Annotated in this window: 10 protein-coding genes and 18 pseudogenes; 19 read left to right on the forward strand and 9 right to left on the reverse strand. The window is 73.5% G+C overall.

All coding sequences use genetic code 11. From position 1 onward, the window contains the following. Window positions 1–324: 324 nt before the first annotated feature. The 3 pseudogenes from FF86_RS66055 to FF86_RS47360 all read left to right on the forward strand — a co-directional run. Window positions 325–812 (forward strand): annotated as a pseudogene (locus tag FF86_RS66055) (amidohydrolase); the annotation flags it as partial. A gap of 1 nt (window position 813) precedes the next feature. Further along, window positions 814–1,277: pseudogene (locus tag FF86_RS47355) on the forward strand (amidohydrolase family protein); the annotation flags it as partial. Window position 1,278: 1 nt separating this feature from the next. After that, window positions 1,279–1,497, forward strand: a pseudogene (locus tag FF86_RS47360) (amidohydrolase family protein); the annotation flags it as partial. A gap of 165 nt (window positions 1,498–1,662) precedes the next feature. Here the strand turns inward: FF86_RS47360 and FF86_RS12930 are convergent. From FF86_RS12930 to FF86_RS47370, 5 genes and pseudogenes are all read right to left on the reverse strand, one after another. Beyond that, complete coding sequence (locus tag FF86_RS12930; RefSeq protein WP_044884937.1) at window positions 1,663–2,436, reverse strand: acetoacetate decarboxylase family protein; 774 nt, start codon at window positions 2,434–2,436, stop codon at window positions 1,663–1,665. A gap of 157 nt (window positions 2,437–2,593) precedes the next feature. Then, window positions 2,594–2,637 (reverse strand): annotated as a pseudogene (locus FF86_RS62280) (hypothetical protein); the annotation flags it as partial. 1 nt (window position 2,638) lies between these two features. Then, window positions 2,639–3,460, reverse strand: a pseudogene (locus tag FF86_RS12935) (CoA transferase); the annotation flags it as partial. A 1-nt stretch (window position 3,461) separates the two neighbouring features. After that, a pseudogene (locus FF86_RS47365) lies at window positions 3,462–3,629 on the reverse strand (CoA transferase); the annotation flags it as partial. Window position 3,630: 1 nt separating this feature from the next. Beyond that, window positions 3,631–3,740, reverse strand: a pseudogene (locus FF86_RS47370) (CoA transferase); the annotation flags it as partial. 654 nt (window positions 3,741–4,394) lie between these two features. Here FF86_RS47370 and FF86_RS47380 point away from each other — a divergent pair. From FF86_RS47380 to FF86_RS12945, 4 genes and pseudogenes are all read left to right on the forward strand, one after another. Continuing rightward, window positions 4,395–5,339, forward strand: a pseudogene (locus tag FF86_RS47380) (branched-chain amino acid ABC transporter permease); the annotation flags it as partial. Between the two features lies 1 nt (window position 5,340). Beyond that, window positions 5,341–6,122, forward strand: a pseudogene (locus FF86_RS47385) (branched-chain amino acid ABC transporter permease); the annotation flags it as partial. 1 nt (window position 6,123) lies between these two features. Next, window positions 6,124–7,144, forward strand: a pseudogene (locus FF86_RS47390) (ABC transporter ATP-binding protein); the annotation flags it as partial. Next, a complete protein-coding gene (locus FF86_RS12945; protein WP_044884940.1) occupies window positions 7,141–7,944 on the forward strand; it encodes an ABC transporter ATP-binding protein in 804 nt (267 codons plus the stop codon). The pseudogene FF86_RS47390 and the gene FF86_RS12945, both read left to right, overlap by 4 nt. 60 nt (window positions 7,945–8,004) lie before the next feature. Here the strand turns inward: FF86_RS12945 and FF86_RS12950 are convergent, their stop codons facing one another. Beyond that, complete coding sequence (locus tag FF86_RS12950) at window positions 8,005–8,709, reverse strand: FadR/GntR family transcriptional regulator (protein ID WP_236706212.1); 705 nt, start codon at window positions 8,707–8,709, stop codon at window positions 8,005–8,007. 805 nt (window positions 8,710–9,514) lie between these two features. On the opposite strand from FF86_RS12950, the pseudogene FF86_RS47395 reads away from it, so the two are divergent. From FF86_RS47395 to FF86_RS12985, 12 genes and pseudogenes are all read left to right on the forward strand, one after another. Continuing rightward, window positions 9,515–9,796, forward strand: a pseudogene (locus tag FF86_RS47395) (hypothetical protein); the annotation flags it as partial. 566 nt (window positions 9,797–10,362) lie between these two features. After that, a complete protein-coding gene (locus tag FF86_RS12960; RefSeq protein WP_242418678.1) occupies window positions 10,363–11,265 on the forward strand; it encodes an LLM class F420-dependent oxidoreductase in 903 nt (300 codons plus the stop codon). A gap of 28 nt (window positions 11,266–11,293) precedes the next feature. Next, the coding region (locus FF86_RS47400; RefSeq protein ID WP_242418679.1) for an iron-containing alcohol dehydrogenase at window positions 11,294–11,878 on the forward strand (585 nt) is incomplete at its 3' end. 1 nt (window position 11,879) lies between these two features. After that, a pseudogene (locus FF86_RS47405) lies at window positions 11,880–12,186 on the forward strand (iron-containing alcohol dehydrogenase); the annotation flags it as partial. A gap of 1 nt (window position 12,187) precedes the next feature. Continuing rightward, window positions 12,188–12,526 (forward strand): annotated as a pseudogene (locus FF86_RS47410) (iron-containing alcohol dehydrogenase); the annotation flags it as partial. Beyond that, window positions 12,463–12,773 (forward strand): aldehyde dehydrogenase family protein (locus tag FF86_RS47415; protein ID WP_242418680.1); only part of this gene is annotated, 311 nt, incomplete at its 3' end. The pseudogene FF86_RS47410 and the gene FF86_RS47415, both read left to right, overlap by 64 nt. Before the next feature lies 1 nt (window position 12,774). Further along, a pseudogene (locus FF86_RS12970) lies at window positions 12,775–13,986 on the forward strand (aldehyde dehydrogenase family protein); the annotation flags it as partial. Between the two features lie 62 nt (window positions 13,987–14,048). Then, window positions 14,049–14,772 (forward strand): SDR family NAD(P)-dependent oxidoreductase (locus FF86_RS12975; protein WP_255355780.1); only part of this gene is annotated, 724 nt, incomplete at its 3' end. Window position 14,773: 1 nt separating this feature from the next. After that, a pseudogene (locus tag FF86_RS47420) lies at window positions 14,774–14,900 on the forward strand (SDR family oxidoreductase); the annotation flags it as partial. Beyond that, on the forward strand, window positions 14,897–15,515 hold a 619-nt coding region (locus tag FF86_RS47425), incomplete at its 3' end, for an FAD-dependent oxidoreductase (RefSeq protein ID WP_242418681.1). The pseudogene FF86_RS47420 and the gene FF86_RS47425, both read left to right, overlap by 4 nt. A 1-nt stretch (window position 15,516) precedes the next feature. Next, a pseudogene (gene lhgO, locus FF86_RS47430) lies at window positions 15,517–16,231 on the forward strand (L-2-hydroxyglutarate oxidase); the annotation flags it as partial. Window positions 16,232–16,297: 66 nt separating this feature from the next. After that, the gene (locus tag FF86_RS12985; protein ID WP_044884948.1) at window positions 16,298–17,149 is read left to right on the forward strand and encodes an alpha/beta fold hydrolase; all 852 of its coding nucleotides are present in this window, start codon (window positions 16,298–16,300) and stop codon (window positions 17,147–17,149) included. A 308-nt stretch (window positions 17,150–17,457) separates the two neighbouring features. Here the strand turns inward: FF86_RS12985 and FF86_RS12990 are convergent. The 3 genes and pseudogenes from FF86_RS12990 to FF86_RS47440 all read right to left on the reverse strand — a co-directional run. After that, on the reverse strand, window positions 17,458–18,081 hold a 624-nt coding region (locus FF86_RS12990; RefSeq protein WP_242418682.1), incomplete at its 5' end, for a CoA ester lyase. Window position 18,082: 1 nt separating this feature from the next. Continuing rightward, window positions 18,083–18,342 (reverse strand): annotated as a pseudogene (locus tag FF86_RS47435) (aldolase/citrate lyase family protein); the annotation flags it as partial. Beyond that, window positions 18,332–18,605, reverse strand: a pseudogene (locus FF86_RS47440) (MaoC/PaaZ C-terminal domain-containing protein); the annotation flags it as partial. The pseudogenes FF86_RS47440 and FF86_RS47435, both read right to left, overlap by 11 nt.

The following is an 18,605-nucleotide window of genomic DNA, read 5'->3' on the forward strand; positions in this document are numbered from 1 at the left end:
CCGCGCACCGGGCAGCACACAGGTCCGGCGCGCCAGCGGAATATAGCTTAAGGATACGACTGAGGTAAATCAGCAAGAGGGAGATGGGCGCGCCGGCCCCGCCTGCCGTCGAACTCGACCCCCACCGGCGCAGGCCGCAACGATCCGGCCACAAGGCGATACTTGATCGTGGGGCGACGACCCAGTCACGGGGCGCGGCGGAGGAGCGCGGCGGCTGCGGGGCGTCCGCACCAAACCCGCAGGTCAGCGGCCCGACGCCGGAAATCTGACACCGAGTGNACGAACTGATGTAACGTCGGTTACAGCCGTATAGGAGGAGAAGCCATGCCGCTGCGGGACAGTCACCAGATCGTGTCCGTCGACGACCACCTCGTGGAACACCCCCGGGTCTGGCTTGATCGACTCCCCTCGAAGTTCGACGGTCGCACACCGCGGATCGAGGAACAGGGCGGCAAGCACGTCTGGGTCTACGACGGCGTCGTGTTCCCCACGATCGGCCTCAACGCCGTCGCCGGGCGCGAGCCGCGGGACTGGGGGGTGGACCCCATGCGCTTCGAGGAGATGATCCCCGGCTGCTACGACCCGGTGGCGCGGCTGAAGGACATGGACGTCGACGGCGTCCATGCCGCCCTGTGCTTCCCGTCGTTCCCCGGCTTCGCCGGCGGGGTGTTCCACCGGGCGCAGGACAAGGAGCTGGCGCTCGCCTGCATTCAGGCCTGGAACGACTTCATGGTCGACGAGTGGTGCGCCGCCGCCCCCGACCGCTACATCCCGCTCGCGCTGCTGCCGGTGTGGGACGTCGCGGCCTGCGTNGCCGAGGTCGAGCGGACGGCGGCCAAGGGCGCGCGCACGGTGTCCTTCCCGGACAGCCCCGTCCCGCTGGGCCTGCCCTCCTTCCACAGCAACCACTGGGAACCGCTGTGGGACGTCTGCGAGGCGACCGACGTCTCGGTCTCGCTGCACTTCGGGTCCGGTTCCTTCGTGCCCGGGTTCTCCTTCGCGGCGGCCAAGCCCGTCCCCGGCGGGTTGACCGCGCCGGACGCGCCGTTCGCCGTCGCGATCGCCTCGTTCGCCACCAACCTGATGTGGACCACCATCGACCTGCTGTTCTCCGGTGTCCTGCAGCGCCACCCCAAGCTGCAGTTCGCGCTGTCCGAGGGCGGCATCGGCTGGCTGCCCTACATCCTGGAGCGCACCGACCAGACCTGGGAGAAGCACCGCTGGTACCAGAAGGACATCGACTTCGACACCCGGCCGTCCGACCTGTTCCGCAAGCANTTCTGGGGCTGCTTCATCGAGGACAAGAGCGGCCTGCGCAACCGGCACGAGATCGGCATCGACCGGATCATGCTCGAGATCGACTACCCGCACTCCGACTCGACCTGGCCCAACAGCCGTAAGATCGCCGCCGACCTCATGAAGGACATCCCCGACGACGAGGTCGCGAAGATCGTCGAGGACAACGCGCGCACCCTGTACCGCTTCCCGCGTTCCTGACGGCCCGCACGCCGACGGCCCCCGTCTCCCCTCCTGGAAGACCCGGAGTGGGAGACGGGGGCCGCGGTGCGTCGAGGGCGGCCAGCCGGCCGCTCAGGCCAGCCGCTCTGGTCAGGCCAGCCGCTCTGGTCAGGCCAGCCGCTCTGGTCAGGCCAGCCGCTCTGGTCAGGCCAGCCGCTCGGTCCGGTTGCGGAACAGCTTCGCGGAGCCGACGCCGACGAAGGCCGGGCGCGGTTCCACCTGTGGGACCGCGGCCAGCGCCCGCAGCACCACCGCGGAGTAGGGGGCCTGGTCGTCGGTGGGCGTGGCGAACTCGACCCGCCCCACCCCGCTCCAGCCCTGCTCGAACGACGTCGAGCCGTGGATGAGCGTCGGGTAGTCGGCGTCCGGGGCATCGCGGCCGGGGATCGACTTCCAGCCGAAGATCTCCGAGTCCACCGACGCCCGGTTGACCCGGGCGAGCCGGTCGGCCGGCAGCGGGCGCAGCTCGCCGATCTCGCCGCGCAGCAGCAGCGAGCCGTACTCGCGGCAGTCCCACGCGGCCGTGTCACCGTCGCGGGTGAGGCCGGAGACGTCGCCATAGATCTTCGGGTTGCCGTGCAGCTCCCGCCCCGCGATGATCGGCATCGTGTTGTTCTCCCAGATGACCACCGGGCACGACCGGGTCAGTGGGCCGCCGGCGGTCTCCAGCACCGCCGTCACCGCCACGTTGACGAGGTTGTAGCCCCGCCCCCGCATGTAGTCGACGTTGTCGAGCTGCTGGTAGGTGACGCTGAGCACCGGGCGTTCGGCCGGCTCGAAGCAGGGCGGCAGGAGGTGGGCGGCCGCCGCCGGCGTGGTGACGAAGGAGACCACCACCGTCGACTGCCGTTCGACCTCGGTCACGGGGGGCAGGATCGTCGGCCCGAACCGGAGCCGGTCACCGATCTGCGTGGGCACGCTGTTCTCCTAACTCCGGGAATCCAGACTGCCGGGGAATCCGGACTGCCGGTGAGTCTCCGGACTGCCGGTGAGTCTCCGGACTGCCGCGGTCAGAGGATGGCCGACTTCTCCTTCAGGGTGATGATCTGCTCCCAGTCGAGGCCGAGTTCGAGCNGGATCTCCTCGGTGTGCTCGCCGTGTTCTGGCGCGGGGCTCAGCNCCGGCACCCGGTCGTCGTACTGCACCGGGGTCGAGGCCAGGGCGTAGCTGATCCCGGCGGCGTTGGTCACCTCGGTGACGTAGCCGTTGGCCTGTACCTGCGGGTCGTCGTGCAGCTCCAGCGGGGACTTCACCACCGACCAGACGCCCTCGATCTTGCTGAACCGCTCCTCCCAGTGGGCCAGCGGGTGGGCCGCGAACGCCTCCCGGATCGTCGCGATGCACTCCCGGCGGTTGTCGAAGCGGGACTTCGCGTCGACGTAGCGGGGGTCGGCGAGCAGGTCCGGGCGCTCGAGCGCCGTGCAGAACTCCGGCCAGTGCCGGTCGGCCTGCAACAGGGAGAACCACAGGAAGCGGTCGTCGCCGGTCCGGTAGACGTTCGTCAGCGGGTTCGGCATCTCAGAGATGTCGAAGCGCTGCATCGTCGGCTGGCCCAGGATCTTGGAGCCGACGACATCGAGGGACATGCCCCACATGGCCGAGGCGAGCAGGGAGACGTCGACGGTGCTGGCGGTGCCGGTGCGCTCGCGGTGGAACAGCGCGCCGACCACCCCGGCGGCCAGGTTGAACCCGGAGGTGTAGTCGCCGAACGCGGGGCGCATGAACGGCGGGTAGGAGTCCGGCGACGCCAGCGCGTAGGCGATCCCGCCGCGGGCCCAGTAGGAGGCGACGTCGTAGCCGCCCAGGTTGGCGTCGGGGCCGTGCGCGCCCTGCCCGTGGCCGCGGGCGTAGATGATGTCCGGGTTGACCTCCCTGATCTTCTCGACCCCGACGCCGAGGCGCTCACAGGAGTCCGGCAGCAGGTTGGTGAGAAAGACGTCGGNGCCCTCCACCAGCTTGTAGAGCAGGTCGAGCCCGTCCGGGGTCGCGACGTTGAGCCCGATGCTGCGCTTGCCGCGGTTGCACTGCTCGATGAGATGGTTGACCCCGTCGAGGCCGGCGAGCATCCCGGAGGCGATCAGGCCGCGCTGCGGGTCGCCCGTCTCGGGATGNTCGATCTTGATCACGTCGGCACCCCAGTCCGCGAGCACGGCGCCGGCGGCGGGTACGAAGGTCCACGCCGCCAGCTCGACGACCTGGATGCCTTCCATGATGCCTGTCATGTCTCCTCTTCCCCGGCTCGCGACGCGCCCCGGCGTCCGTCGCCGTGGCCAGGCCGCTTCGCCGCGGCTCGTCGCCCGCGCCGGGACGGGAGCCGGCGGTCGCGCCGCTGCGCCGGCCGCGCTACAGCCCCGGTGGCCCCGATTTCCGTTGGATAATTAGCCTAATTAGTTCGCCGACCGAAGACAAGCGCGCACCCACCCGACCCCGCGGNCCGAGCGCTCACCCCGACCCTTACCCCGCGCACCGACCCTTGCCCGCCGGAGCATCGCGAGCACGGACAGTCGCCACTCCCGGGCAAGCTCGCCTCCACCCGCAGGAACGTCATCCCGACCAGGGTCTCGATCATGAGATGACATGATCCTACGCTTCAGTTAGATGAATTGATTCCTCTTTCGATGGACGAGTGGCCGCGTCAGCGTACCCGCTGGTCAGGCGCGTGAACCTCGGTCGACCCCGCAAAGGATCTTCGTGACTCATCCCACAAGATGCGGTAAATTCCTCTAACTCAGTCATAGCTATCCGCGGGCGGCGTCGACCAGTCCCGGCTCCTGCGGTTTCCCGATCGCCCCCGCCTGCCCGCGCCGACTCCCGCAGCCCGCTGCCCGGAGCCGGTGCGCCCCGGCCGACCCGGGGTGCGCGTCGAAAGGACGGACATGGTTCAGCATCTGGTCTTCCTGTGCCTGGGCATCGGGAACGGCTCGGTGTTCGCCGCCCTCGCCCTCGCGCTGGTGGTGACCTACCGCAGCTCGGGGGTCGTCAACTTCGCGACCAGCGGGCTCGCCCTCTACGCGCGGCCTACACCTACGCCCTGCTGCGCCAGGGCAAGTTCATGATCCTCATCCCCGGGCTGCCGAAGACCGTCGACCTGGGTTCGCAGCTCGGGCTGGCCGCGGCGATGGCCCTCTCCCTGGCGATCACCGGCGTGCTCGGGCTCCTGCTGTACCTGGTCGTGTTCCGGCCGCTGCGGACCGCCCCACCGGTCGCGCGGGCCGTCGCGTCGATCGGCGTGTCGGTGGTCTTCACCGGTCTCACCGCCGCCCGGCTCGGCACGACCCCGCTGTCCGTCGAGCCGATCTACCCGTCCAGGCTCTGGACGCACGGCTCCTTCCGGGTCGCGTCCGACCGCGTCTACTTCGCGCTGACCATCCTGGCCGTGGCGCTGGCGCTGGGCGCGCTGTACCGGTTCACCCGGTTCGGCCTGGCGACACGTGCCGCGGCCGAGACCGAGAAGGGCGCCTACCTCAGCGGCCTCTCGCCCGACCGCATCGCCGCCCTGAACTGGATCATCGGCGCCCTGGTCGCCGGGCTCGCCGGCATCCTCATCGCCCCGATCGTGCCACTGGTTCCCGTGGCCTACACGCTGTTCATCGTGCCGGCGCTCGCCGCGGCCATCCTCGGCCGGTTCCAGTACCTGGTCCCGGCGGTCGTCGGCGGGCTGGCCATCGGCATGCTGCAGTCCGAGACGCAGCACCTGGAGAGCCTGCATCACTGGCTGCCCTCCTCCGGGCTACCCGAGCTGATCCCGCTCGTGCTGATCCTGATCGTGCTGGTCGCCCGCGCCCGCGCGCTGCCGGAACGCGGAGCGGTCATCCTGAGCTNGCTGGGCCGCGCCCCCCGACCGGCGCACATCCGCCTGAACCTGGTGGTCTTCGGTGCCATCGCCGTCATCGGGCTGTTCGTGCTCTCCGGGCAGTGGCTGACCGCGCTCATCACCAGCCTGGTGTTCGGGGTGATCGCGCTGTCGATGGTCGTGGTCACCGGCTACGCCGGCCAGGTCTCGCTCACCCAGCTCCCGCTCGCCGGCGCCGCCGGCTTCCTCGTCGGCCCGCTGACCGACGACTGGCACCTGCCGTTCCCGGTGGCACCGCTCGTCGCGGCCCTGTTCGCGATGGTGCTCGGCGTGGTCATCGGCCTGCCGGCGCTGCGGGTGCGGGGGCTGACGGTCGCGGTGGTGACGTTCGCGCTCGCCTACGCGCTGGAGGCGATCTGGTTCCGCAACAGCGACATCGTGCCCAGCAGCGGCGTCGACGTCCCCAGCCCGTCGCTGTTCGGCTGGGACCTGGGCATCGGCTCGGGACCGTCGTATCCCCGGGTGCGCTTCGGCCTGCTGTGCCTGGTCGTGCTCGCGCTGACCGCGCTCGCCGTGGCCCGGCTGCGCACCAGCCGGCTGGGCTCGCAGATGCTCGCCGTGCGGGCCAACGAGCGCTCGGCGGCCGCGGCCGGCATCAACGTCACCCGCATCAAGATCGTCGCGTTCGCGATCGCCTCGTTCATCGCGGGCATCGGCGGCTGTCTGGTGGGCTACCAGCAGGGCAACATCACCTTCGACCCGGTCAGCGCGTTCTCCGGGCTGGCCCTGTTCACCACCGTGTACATCGCGGNCATCACGTCGGTGTCCGGCGGCGTGCTGGCGGGCTTCCTCGCCGTCGAGGGGCTGTCCTACCTGATCATCGACAAGATCCTCTCCACCGGCCTGTGGTACGACGTGCTCAGCGGCGTCGGTGTCGTCCTCACCGTGGTCGGAAATCCGGAGGGCATCGTCGGGCCGATGCACTCCTACGCCGACCGCCACCGGCGGCGCGGTCTCGGCGAGCCGGCGCTGGGCGCGCAGGCCGCCCCGGTGCCCGCGCAGACGCGCCCGGCCCCGGTGCGTCCGGCCCCGGTGCTCGGGCCCGACGTGCTGACCGTGCGCGGGCTGACCGTCCGTTACGGCGGCGTGGTCGCCGTCGACGATGTCTCGTTCGCCGCGCCCGAGGGGGCGATCGTCGGGCTGATCGGCCCGAACGGCGCCGGCAAGACCACACTGATGGACGCGATCAGCGGCTTCGTCTCCTGCTCCGGCTCGGTGGAGCTCGCCGGCACGCCCGTCGAGCGCCTGGCCCCCCACGAGCGCGTCCGCGCCGGCCTCGGGCGCACCTTCCAGGCCATCGAGCTGTACGAGGACCTCTCCGTCGCGGAGAACGTCAGCGTCGGCACCACCGCCCTACGCGGGCGGGGCGGCGGCGCGCACCGCGACGTCGAGGACACCCTGGCGCTGCTGGGGCTCGCGGGAGTGCGCGACCGGCCCGCCGGCGAGCTGTCCCAGGGCCAGCGCCAGCTCATCTCCATCGCGCGGGCCCTGGCCGGCAACCCGCGGGTCCTGCTGCTCGACGAGCCCGCCGGCGGCCTGGACACGACCGAGAGCCAGTGGCTCGGCGAACGGCTGCGCGACATCCGCGACAGCGGCGTCACCATCCTGCTCATCGACCACGACATGAGCCTGGTCCTCGGCCTGTGCGACCGCATCGAGGTGATCAACTTCGGTTCGGTCATCGCGTCGGGATCACCTGCCGAGATCCGCTCCGACCGCCGCGTCGCGGCGGCCTACCTGGGCAGCACCCACGCGGAGGACGTGCCGGCATGACGACGACCCTGGATTCCCTCGGCCCCGACCCGGCCGGGCCCGACCCGGACGCGGCCGGCGGAACCGCGGTGCTGCGCACCCGCGGCCTAGTCTGCGGCCACGGCCGGGTGCCGGTGGTCCGCGGCCTCGACCTCGACCTCGACCGGGGCTCGGTGCTCGCCGTCCTCGGTCCCAACGGGGCCGGCAAGACGACGCTGATGACGACCCTCGCCGGTCTGCTGCCGCGCCTGGGCGGGGAGGTGTTCGTCGACGGGCAGCCGCTGCCGAACGCCCGCCCGGCCGCGACCAGCCGGGCGGGGATGGTGCTGGTCTCCGACGACCGGGCGCTGTTCACCGGGCTGTCGGTCCGGGAGAACCTCACGATCGCCCGCCGCCGGGGCGGCCCGACCGTCGGCGAGGCGCTGGAGGTGTTCCCGGCCCTGAAGCGGCGCCTGTCGGTCAACGCCGGCGCCCTGTCCGGCGGGGAGCAGCAGATGCTCGCCGTGGCCCGCGCCCTGGTGCAGAACCCGCGGATCCTGCTCGTCGACGAGATGAGCATGGGCCTGGCCCCGGTGATCGTCGAGGAGCTGCTGCCGGTCGTGCGGCGCATCGCCGACGACACCGGCGCCGTCGTCGTGCTCGTCGAGCAGCACGTGCACCTGGCGCTGGAGGTCGCCGACCGGGCGATCGTGCTGGTCCACGGTGACGTCACGCTCAGCGGGGACGCGGCCGCGCTCGCCCGGGACCCGCAGCAGCTCGAGGCCGCCTACCTCGGCACCGTGGAACCCGACCCCGGCTCCCCGGCCCCGGGTACCGCCTGACCCTCGGCGTCGGCCCGGTCCGCCCGCCGCGGACCGGGCCCACCGCCGAGGGGGCGCGGCTCAGCTCATCATCTCCACGACGGTGGTGGCCAGCGGGCCTTCCAGGTAGTGGCGGGTGGCCTCGTCGAGGTGCCGCTGCCACAGCCGGTGGACGAGGTCCGGCCGCCCCCTCTTGATCAGGTCGACCAGGCGCACGTGGCTGCGGTGCACCTCCACGGTCTCCTTGCGGGTCTGCCCCTGGTCCACGTTCAGCGCGTAGCGCCGGCGGGCGGTGCCGACGATGTGGTACATCATGTCGAGCATCACGGCGAGGGTCTGGTTGTCGGCGAGCTCCGCCATCAGCCGGTGGAACTCCTCGTCGTGCACGATGAACGCCGACGGCTCGTCCAGGTGCGCCTCGGCCCTGGCGAGGCACTCCTCGAGCCGGGCGATGTTCTCCGGCGTCGCCGAGGCCGCGACCAGCCGCGCCAGCGGGGCCTCCACCTCCGCCCGGGCCCGGTAGACGTCCGCCATCGTGGTCCCGCGGTACTCCAGCACGTAGCCGACGTAGCGGGCGGCGACGTCGCCGTTGGGGATCTGCACCCGGGCCCCGCCGTGCACGCCGCGCCGCACGGTGATCAGCGATTCCGACTCCAGGATGCGAAACGCCTCGCGCAGCGTCGGACGGCTGACGTGGAACTGTTCCATGAGGGCCGACTCCGAGGGCAGGAGGTGGTCCTCGAGGAGCTCGCCGGTGATGATCTGGCGGCGAATCGTCGCAGCCACGAGCTCAGCCGCCTTGGGTACGCGTATACCGGCGGTCGTCACAGCCGTCATCCCTCGTCTCTGCGGCTCCCCCGGCGCCTGCCCACGAGCGGGGCGCAGCCGCGGCGTCCGGGAGCCGACCTGGGCCAAAATCGTCTAGCGGAATTGTGGATTCTACATCTTTAACGTCAGCACCAACCGCAGCGGAACCCATCCGCACCGGCCCGCGTCGCCGCCCTCCGGCTCCCGGCCCCGGGGGGCCGGCCACCCCGGGGCCGGTCCGGGGACCCGAGCGGCTCGCGACACTCCCGCGCCGCCCGCCCGAGCCGCGCCGGTCGACGCGCGATTCCCCCCGGCTCATTCTAGGGCCTGCGGCCGCGCCACCCCGGAAGGTCGGCGCGATCAAACGGTTAGAAGAATCACAGAATTACACGCTCGAGCCGACTCTCCGTCATCGATGCCCGAGTCTGGCCACGCCAGACACCAGGTCCCACCAGACATCAGGTCCCACCAGACACCGGGTCCCACCCAGGCACCGGGTCCCACCCAGGCACCGGGTCCCACCCGGCCCGGCCGGGAGCCGCGCCCGACCCGCCAAGTCCCCCGGCCCGCAGGCCTCCCGTGCCGGGACAGGCCAAGCCAGGCCGCACCGAGCCAGACCGGGCGGCGCCGGGACCAGCGGGCCACACGGCGAGGCGCCGGTCCGCGCCCGGGCATCCCTCCCCCTACGGCGTCCCCGCCGCGGCATCGGTGGACAGCATCCCAGCAATAAAGTTAGATGAATGAGCTCCGTAAGCTGATGTAGGGATATTGAGCGAGCCGGCGGATGCCGGGTCAGAGGGACGATGTGAAGATCACGGGTCTCGCACTCGCGCTGCTGGACATCCCGGCGCGGTACACCCAGGAGTACAACCGCTGGTACGACCTGGATCACCTGCCCGAGCACGTGGCCAAGGCCGACGTCGTCGCCGGCCGGCGTTACGTGGCGACCCCCGCCACCCGGGCCACGCCCGGGGCGCTGGCGGGCGAGCTCACCCACGGCCACCCGCCCTACGCGACCATGTACCTGTTCGGCGGCCCGCTCGACTTCATGTCCGAGCAGGCGTTCNCCGGCTGGCGCGACACCGACCGCGCGATCACCCGGGCGGGGCGCTTCTGGAGGCACGGCCGCCCGGTCTTCACGAGCTGGTGGCGGCTGACCGCGGCGCACACCCGCCCGTCGATCGACGTCGCGGCCGACGCGGTCCCGCACCTGGCCCACCAGGGCGTCGTCGTCAGCATCGGCCGGGCCGGCCCTGGCGGCCGCCCGGCGGCACTGGACTGGTGGGAGCNCACCCAGCGCGACGACCTGTATGAGCTGCCCGGCCTGCTGGGAACCCTGCAGCTCGAACCGGTGGAGACCGGCGAGCAGGACCTGGTGCTGCACGTCCTGCTGTGCGCGCAGCCCGCGGCCGAGGTCCTCGCCGGGCTCACCGCGGTCCGCGACCGCCAGCGCCTCACCGGCCGCTTCCCCGCCCACGGTGGCGCCCACGAGACGCTCGCGCTGCTGCCCTACGAGCGGATCATCCCACTCCAGTACGACTTCGACATGGGCGAGCCCACCGAGCCCACCGAGACCAGCGAGCCCACCGAGACCACAGAGACCACGCCCGCGGGCCGGCCCTGATGCGCTTCATGGCCGAGTACAACGTCCGCAGCGACCCGGACGCCGGGTGGCTGGACCCGGACAACGTGGCGACGTTCGCGCGGACGCTGGAGGAGGTCGGCTTCGGCGCGCTGGCGTTCACCGACCACCCGGCGCCCAGCGCGAAGTGGCTGGCGGCGGGCGGGCACGAGACGTTCGACCCGTTCGCGGCGCTCACCTTCTGCGCGGCCGTCACCCGACGGATCCGGCTGATGACGCACCTGACGGTCGTCCCGTACCGCAATCCCCTGCTGCAGGCCCGGTCGATGACCACCGTCGACGTGCTCTCCGGCGGGCGGGCGATCTTCGCACTGGGCACCGGCTACCTGCGCTCCGAGTTCGCCGCCCTCGGCGTGGACGCCGACGAGCGCAACGAGCTGTTCGACGAGGCGGTGGAGGTCATGCGCAAGGCGTGGACGCAGGACGTCGTCGAGCACGCCGGCCGGCACTTCCACGCCACCGGGCAGGCCATGCTGCCCCGGCCGGTGCAGCGTCCGCACCCCCCGCTGTGGCTCGGCGGCAACAGCGGGCTCGCGCTCGACCGGGTGGCCCGGTTCGGCCAGGGCTGGGCCGCGCTCGTCGGCTCCCCGCAGCTCGCCCGCAGCGCGCGCACGGCGTCGATCACCTCCACCGCGGAACTCGCCGCCCGCATCCGCGAGCTCGAACGCCGCCTGCACACCCACGGACGCACGCTGGCCGAGATCGACATCCTCGCCCCCACGCCGGCCGGCGTGCTCGCAAACGGGTGGTCGCCGGCGCAACGCCTCGACGAGCTGGCCCGCCTGCGCGACGTCGGGGTGACCTGGGCCGGCGTCGTGCTGCCCGGCGGCGGGTTCGCCGCGGCCATGGACAGCGTCCGGCGCTTCGGCGCCGAGGTCGTGGCCGCCCTGTGACGCCACCTGACGATCATCGGAGGACAACGTGCTGCTAGATCTCGCCGGCACCGGCGCACCGGCCTTCCTCGCCCCCCGGCAGGTGCTGACCGGGGCGGGGTCCGCCGCCACGGCGGGGGCGGCCCTGCGCTCCTGGGGGGTGGCCCCGGGGCGGGTGCTCGTCGTCGCCGACCGGGTCGTGTCCGAGGCAGGGCTGCTCGGCACCGTGGTCGGCGGCCTGGCGGACGCCGGCTTCGGGGTGACGGTGTTCGACGACGTCGCCGGCGAGCCCACCGACACCGTCGTCGCCCGCGCCGCCGACATCGCCCGCGCCCAGGCGGTCACGGCCGTCGTCGGCGTCGGCGGCGGCAGCGCGCTCGACCTCGCCAAGTCCGTCGCCCTGCTCGCGACGAACACGGGCGGGATCGCCGACTGGGTCGGCGTCGTCGAGCCGCCGGTGCCGGTCGCGCCGCTGCTGCTCGTGCCGACGACCACCGGCACCGGCTCGGAGGCGACCCGCATCTCGATGATCACGATCGACGGTGCGAAACGGATCGTGAGCTGCGCCCAGTTCGTCCCGCTCGTCGCCGTTCTCGACGCCGACCTGGTGGCCGACCTCCCCGCGGCGGTGGTCNCCTCCACCGGCATGGACGCGATCGCCCACGGCGTGGAGTCGATGCTGTCGACCACCCGCACCGCGCTGACCCTGGCGGTGGCCACCGAGGCGGTGCGGATCCTCACCGCCAGCCTCGAGTCCGCCGCGCTCGACGGCGACCGGGCCGCCCGGGGTCGCGTGCTCTACGCCTCGCACCTGGCCGGGCTGGCGCTCAACGCGGGCGTCGTGCTCGGGCACAGCCTGGCCTACGTCATCGCCCGGCACGCCCCGATGCCGCACGGGACGAGCTGCGCGCTGGCCCTGCCCTACTGCCTGGCCTACGACCGNGATGTGCCCGAGGCCCTCGCCGCGCACATCGCGCGGACCGTCACCGCCGGCGGGAGCACGCGGCTGCGGGCGGCGGCGGAACGGGTCGACGCCCTCGCGCAGCGACTCGGCCTACCCCGCTCGCTCGACGCCGTCGGCATCCGGGCCGACCTGCTGGCGCAGATGGCCGCGGAGACCGTCCGCGACTTCCCACGCCCCACGAACCCGGTCCCGATGGCGACGGCGCCGGTGCACCGCCTGCTCACCACGATGCACCGCGGCAGCGTCGCCGACGCATGGGAGCTCGACCTCACCCCGGACCCCGACCCGAACCCCACCTCGGATGGAGTGGCCGCGTGACCACGACCAACGATCGTCCCGTCCTCGTCGCCGGCGCCTGGGACGCTGGCGCGCACGGCGCCTGGATCCCCGTGCTCGACCCCGCGGACCTGCGCCACATCGTCGCCCGGGTGCCCGCCCTGGATGGCGCCGACATCGCGCGGACGTACGACGCGGCCGAGGCCGGCGCCCGCGCCTGGCGCGCCGCCGGGGCCCTCGAGCGCGGCACGGTGCTGCTGCGCGCCGCCGGGCTGCTGCGCGACCGGGCNGCCGACATCGCCCACGACCTCGTCCTGGAGATGGGCAAGACCCTCGCCGAGGCCACCGGCGAGGTCGCCAAGGCCGCCGACTTCTTCGAGTACTACGGCAGCCTGGCCCGTGCGCCCCACGGCTACGAGCTGCCCGACGGCCGGCCGGACACCAGCACCGCCGTGCGGTATGAACCCGTCGGGATCGTGCTGGCCATCACCCCGTGGAACGACCCGCTGCTGACCCCGGCCCGCAAGCTGGCCCCGGCGCTCAGCGCCGGCAACGCGGTGGTACTCAAGCCCGCCACCGACACCCCGCTGGTGAGCCTGCACCTCGCCCACGCGCTGCTCGACGCGGGCCTGCCCGCGAACGCGCTGTCCGTGGTGACCGGCCGCGGCCGCGACATCTCCGGGCCGCTGCTCGCCGACCGCCGCCTCGCCGCCGTCACCTTCACCGGCAGCAACGAGGTCGGGCTGGCCATCATGCGCACCGTCGCCGGGCGCAACCTGCGGGTCCAGACCGAGATGGGCGGGAAGAACGCCACCGCGGTGCTGGCCGACGCCGACCTCGACCTCGCCGCCGACACGATCGCCGCCGCCGCCTTCGCCCAGGCCGGGCAGCGCTGCACCGCGACGAGCCGGCTCGTCGTCGACGGCGCGGTCCGCGACGATCTGCTCGCCGCGCTGGGCCGCCGCGTCGCCGCGCTGCGGCTGGGACCAGGCCTCGAGGCGGACACCACCATGGGCCCGGTGGTGAACACCGCGCAGCGCGACTCGGTGCTCGACCACGTCCGCCAGGCCCGCGCCGAGGGCGCGACGCTGCTCGCCGGCGGCGGCACCCCGGCGGACACCGGGCTGAGCCACGGCTGCTTCGTCGAACCCACGATCCTCGGCGACGTGACCCCGGCGATGTCGATCTGGCGCGACGAGGTCTTCGGCCCCGTCCTCGCGGTGCGCACCGTCGACGGCTTCGACGAGGCGGTCGACGCCGTCAACGACTCGGTCTACGGGCTGTCGGCGGCGCTGTTCACCCGGGACCTGAGCGCCGCCCACCTGTTCCTCGACCGGGCCGACGCCGGCCAGGTCGCGGTGAACCTGCCCACCTCCGGCTGGGACGTGCACCATCCCTTCGGCGGCTTCCGCGAGTCCGGCTCGCCGTTCAAGGAGCAGGGCCTCGAGGCGCTGCACTTCTACCGCCGGGCCAAGACCACCGCCATCCGGTTCCGCGGATGACCGCCGTCCCCCACGATCCCGGTCCGCAGGGCGGTCGCGGTACTCCGGCCGTCCCCGCGGCGATGGCCGGCGCGCCGGCATCGCCGGCATCGCCGTCGCCGGCATCGCCGTCGCCGGTGACGCCGTCGCCGGTGACGCCGTCGCCGGTGACGCCCGCCCCGGTGACGGGGGCGCTGGCGGGGCGAACGGTGCTGGTCACCGGCGCCGGACGGGGCCTGGGGCGGGCCATGGCGCTGGGCGTGGCGGGGGCCGGTGCCACGGTCGTCGCGGTGGCCCGCACGGCGGGCGAGCTCGCCGAGACGGCGGCGCTGGCCGACCCGGGCCGCGTCCACGTGCTGCCCTGGGACCTCGCCGCGCCCGACACCGCCGACGACCTCGTCGCCGGCGCGCAACGGCTGGCCGGGCCGCTGCACGGCGTCGTGCACGCCGCCGGGATCCAGCACCGGGCGCCGGCGGCGGACTTTCCCGCCGACGCCTGGCAGCGCATCCTGACGGTCAACCTGAGCGCGCCGTTCTTCCTGAGCACCGCGGTGCACCGGGCGCAGGCGGCCCGGGGCGAGTCCGGCAGTCATGTGTTCATCGGGTCGTTGGCGAGCTCGATCGGGCTGCGCGACGTCGCCGCCTACGCCGCCAGCAAGGCCGGCGTCCTCGGCGTCGTGCGCGCGCTCGCGGTGGAGTGGGCGGCGAGCGGCGCCCGGGTCAACTGCGTCGCCCCCGGCTACATCCGCACCGCGCTGACCGAGGACCTGTTCGCCGACGCCGAGCGCGCCGCCTGGGTCGCCGGACNCATCCCCATGGGCCGCCTCGGTGAGCCCGCGGACCTCGCCGGCGCCGTCGTGTTCCTGCTCGCCGAGGCATCGGCGTACATCACCGGGCAACTGATCAACGTCGATGGAGGGTGGCTCGCCGGATGAGCGTGTCGGAGGATCGCGGCGCCACGGCGCCGAGCACGGCCGCGGGCAGGCCGGCGTCGGGCAGGCCGGCGTCGGGCGTCACGGCGGCAGGCGTCACGGCGTCGGGCGGGCCGGGGACGGTCAGGCGGACGACGTTCGGGGTCGTGGGGGGCGGCATCATCGGGCTGGCCGTGGCCCGCGAGCTCGCGCTGCGCCACCCCGGCGCCGAGGTCGTCGTCGTCGAGAAGGAACCGCGGCTCGCGGCCCACCAGACCGGGCACAACAGCGGCGTCATCCACGCCGGGCTGTACTACCAGCCCGGCTCCCTCAAGGCGACGCTGTGCACCCGCGGCGGCGCCCTGCTGCGGGAGTTCAGCCAGCAGCACGGCATCGACTTCCAGGAGCTCGGCAAGCTCGTCGTCGCCACGAACGACGCCGAGCTCGAACAGCTCGCGGTCATCGAGGACCGCGCCCGGCGCAACCGGGTACCCGACCTGGTGCGGCTCGACCGCGCCGGGATGGCCGAGATCGAGCCGCACATCAGCGGGATCGCCGCGCTGCACTCCCCGCACACCGCGGTCATCGACTACCGGGCGGTGTGCGAGGCACTGGCGGCGGACCTCGCCGCGCGGGGCGNCCGGGTGCTGTTGTCCAGCCCGGTCACCGCCATCCGCGACGAAGGCGACCGGGTCGCCGTCACCGCCGGCGGGCAGACCCTGCGCGTCGACCGGCTCGTCGCCTGCGGCGGGCTGTCCAGCGATGCGCTGGCGGCGATGGTCGACGACCCCGGCGACGTGCGGATCATCCCGTTCCGCGGCGAGTACTACCACCTGCGGGCGGGGCTGCGCGACCGGGTGCGCGGCCTGGTCTACCCGGTGCCGGACCCGCGTTACCCGTTCCTCGGGGTGCACCTGACCCGCGACCTGACCGGCGGCGTCCACGTCGGCCCGAACGCCGTCCTCGCCCTCGCCCTGGAGGGTTACCGCTGGCGCGACGTCAACCCGCGCGACCTCGCCCAGGTGCTGACCTGGCCGGGGATGCGCCGGCTGGCCCACGAGCACTGGCGCAACGGCCTGGCGGAGATGGTCGGCTCGCTGTCCCGGCGCCGCTTCGCCGCCGCGGTGCGCCGCTACCTTCCGGAGGTGCGGGCCGGCGACCTCACCCGGGCGCCGGCCGGAGTGCGGGCGCAGGCCGTGCGCCGCACGGGCGAGCTCGTCGACGACTTCGTGATCCGCACCAGCGGGCGGGTCACCGTGGTGCGCAACGCCCCGTCCCCGGCCGCCACGTCGTCGCTGGCGATCGCCGAGCACATCGTCGGCCAGCTCGCCGTCATCGGAGGCGCCCGCCCCTGACCTGCCGGTGACGGTCCGCTGCCGCCCGGACGCGCGTCTCGCCCCGACGCGCGGCAGGATGGTGACATGAGCGGAACCAGCACCGCGGGGCCGAGCGCCCCCTCCGACCCGACGGAGAGCCGCGCGCACGTCCGGGGCGCCGAGCTCGCCTACACCGACGCCGGCACGGGTCCCCTCGCCGTCTACGCCCACGGCGTCACCCAGAGCCGCGCGTCGGAGGCGGCGTCGGGCCTGTTCGACTGGTCACCCGTCGTCGCCGCGGGCCGGCGCCTGGTGCGCTACGACGCCCGGGGCCACGGGCAGTCCACCGGCGACCCGGTTCCGGCGCAGTACACCTGGCCGCAGCTCGCCGAGGACCTGCTCGCGCTGCTCGACCAGCTTGCCGGGCCGTCGCCGGTGGCCGGGATCGGTTCGTCGATGGGCACCGGCACGCTGCTGCACGCCGCCGTGGCCGCGCCGGGCCGCTTCGACCGGCTCGTGCTGACCGCACCGCCGACCGCATGGGCGACACGGGCGGCCCAGGCCGACCTCTACCGGCGGGGCGCCGACCTCGTGGAGACGCGCGGCCCGGCACTGTTCGCCGAGCTCGCCGCCAGCGCGCCCGTACCGCCGGTCTTCGCCGACCTGCCCAACTACCCACCGGCACCCGACGTCAGCGAGAAGCTCTTCCCGTCGGTTCTGCGCGGCGCCGCCGACTCCGACCTTCCCTCCGAGCAGGCCCTGGCCACCATCGACATTCCCGTCCTGATCCTGCCCTGGGCCGGCGACCCGGGGCATCCCGTCTCCACCGCCGAGCGGCTCGCCGCCCTCATCGACGGAGCCCAGCTCCAGGTCGCCGAGACCGGCGCGCAGCTCGCGAGCTGGGGCGCCCTGGCCGCGGACTTCCTCGGCCCGGGCGGAGGCGCGGGCGGCGCCTGATCATCGCCCCAGTCCCTCTCCAGCAGCCAGATCCTGCTGCCGGCCGCGGAGTTGCTGGAGGTTGATGGCCACCGGGCCGCGCACACCCCTTGTCGTCACCGCCGCCTGTCGTCCCGCCCACCAGTCCGACGTCCGCATNCCGATTCCCGATTCCCGATTCCCGGCCAGATGGCGGCCAGATCGTGCCGAGGTTTCGGTACGGTTTTTCGCCCGAAAACCGTGCACAGCCCTCGGCACGATTCTGTAGTCAGAGGACGACGAAAAGTGAACGGCTTTCGACGGCGGCAGGCGGCAGCGGACCTGCCCGTCTACCGCCCCGGGACGCTCTCTGCGGCGCGCAGCAGGTGCTCGGCATGGCGCAGGACCGGCGCGTCGACCATCCGGCCCTCGAAGGCGAACACGCCGACGCCCGCCTCATGCGCCGCCGCCAGTACGCGGCGCGCCCAGGCCACCTCGTCCGCCGACGGCGCGAACGCCGCCCGGACCACCGGGACCTGCGTCGGGTGGATGCAGGCCTTGAGACCAAAGCCGCTGGCCGCGGCGTCCCGCGCCTCGGCGGCCATCCCGTCCAGGTCGGCGATGTCCAGGTAGACGGCGTCGATCGCCTGGCGGCCGTGGGCGCCGGCGGCGAGCAGGACGGCCGCGCGGGCGTACCGGGCGACGTCGCGGTAGCGCCCGTCGTCGAACCGGCTCGACCGGCCGCCCAGCCCGGCGACGAGGTCCTCCGCGCCCCACATCAGGCCGACGACGTTCGCCGCCGCGGCCAGCTCTGGCGCCGCGAGCACCCCGCGGGCCGTCTCGCACAGCGCGATGACCGTGAAGCCGGCGAGCTGCTCGACCTGCGCCGCCGACTCCGCCTTCGCCAGCATGACCAGGCGCACGCCCGTTCCGTCCAGCGCCGCGAGGTCCGCGGCGAAGTCCGGGGTGCCGACNGGGCTGACCCGCACGACGGTGCGGGCCGGGTCGAGGCCGGGCAGGGCCGCCACCAGCGCCTCCCGGGCCGCGGGCCGCGCCGGGGGTGCCACGCCGTCCTCCAGGTCGAGGATGACGAGGTCCGCGGCGTCCGCCGCCCGGGCGAAGCGGTCCGGGCGGTCGGCGGGACAGAACAGCAGGGTCGTGCCCGCGAGCCCAGCCGTGTCCGCGAGCCCAGCCGTGCCCGCGAGCCCAGCCGTGCCCGTGGCCTCAGCCGACATCCGAGCGCACCCCGTCCCGCTCGGCCGCGCCCGAGTCCGTTGCCGCCGGGCGCAGGAGCATCAGCGCCGAGCGGGTCGCCGTGGCGACCACGACGCCCTCCTGGTTGCGCGCGGTGTGCTCGAACTCGACGACGCCCGTGTCCGGCCGGCTGCTCGACAGGCGCCGGCTGCGCACGACCGTCTCCGCGTAGAGGGTGTCCCCCACGAACACCGGCGCGGGGAAGCGCACCGCGCCGAAGCCGAGGTTCGCCACCGTCGTGCCC

This window comes from Frankia sp. CpI1-P (assembly GCF_001421075.1).
GTDB lineage: Bacteria > Actinomycetota > Actinomycetes > Frankiales > Frankiaceae > Frankia > Frankia torreyi.

Excerpts from the sequence above, each read along its gene's own strand:
- FF86_RS12985 (WP_044884948.1), top strand. The coding sequence starts at position 16,298 with ATGAGCGGAACCAGCACCGCGGGGCCGAGCGCCCCCTCCGACCCGACG.
- FF86_RS12960 (WP_242418678.1), top strand. The coding sequence starts at position 10,363 with ATGGCCGAGTACAACGTCCGCAGCGACCCGGACGCCGGGTGGCTGGAC.
- FF86_RS12945 (WP_044884940.1), top strand. The coding sequence starts at position 7,141 with ATGACGACGACCCTGGATTCCCTCGGCCCCGACCCGGCCGGGCCCGAC.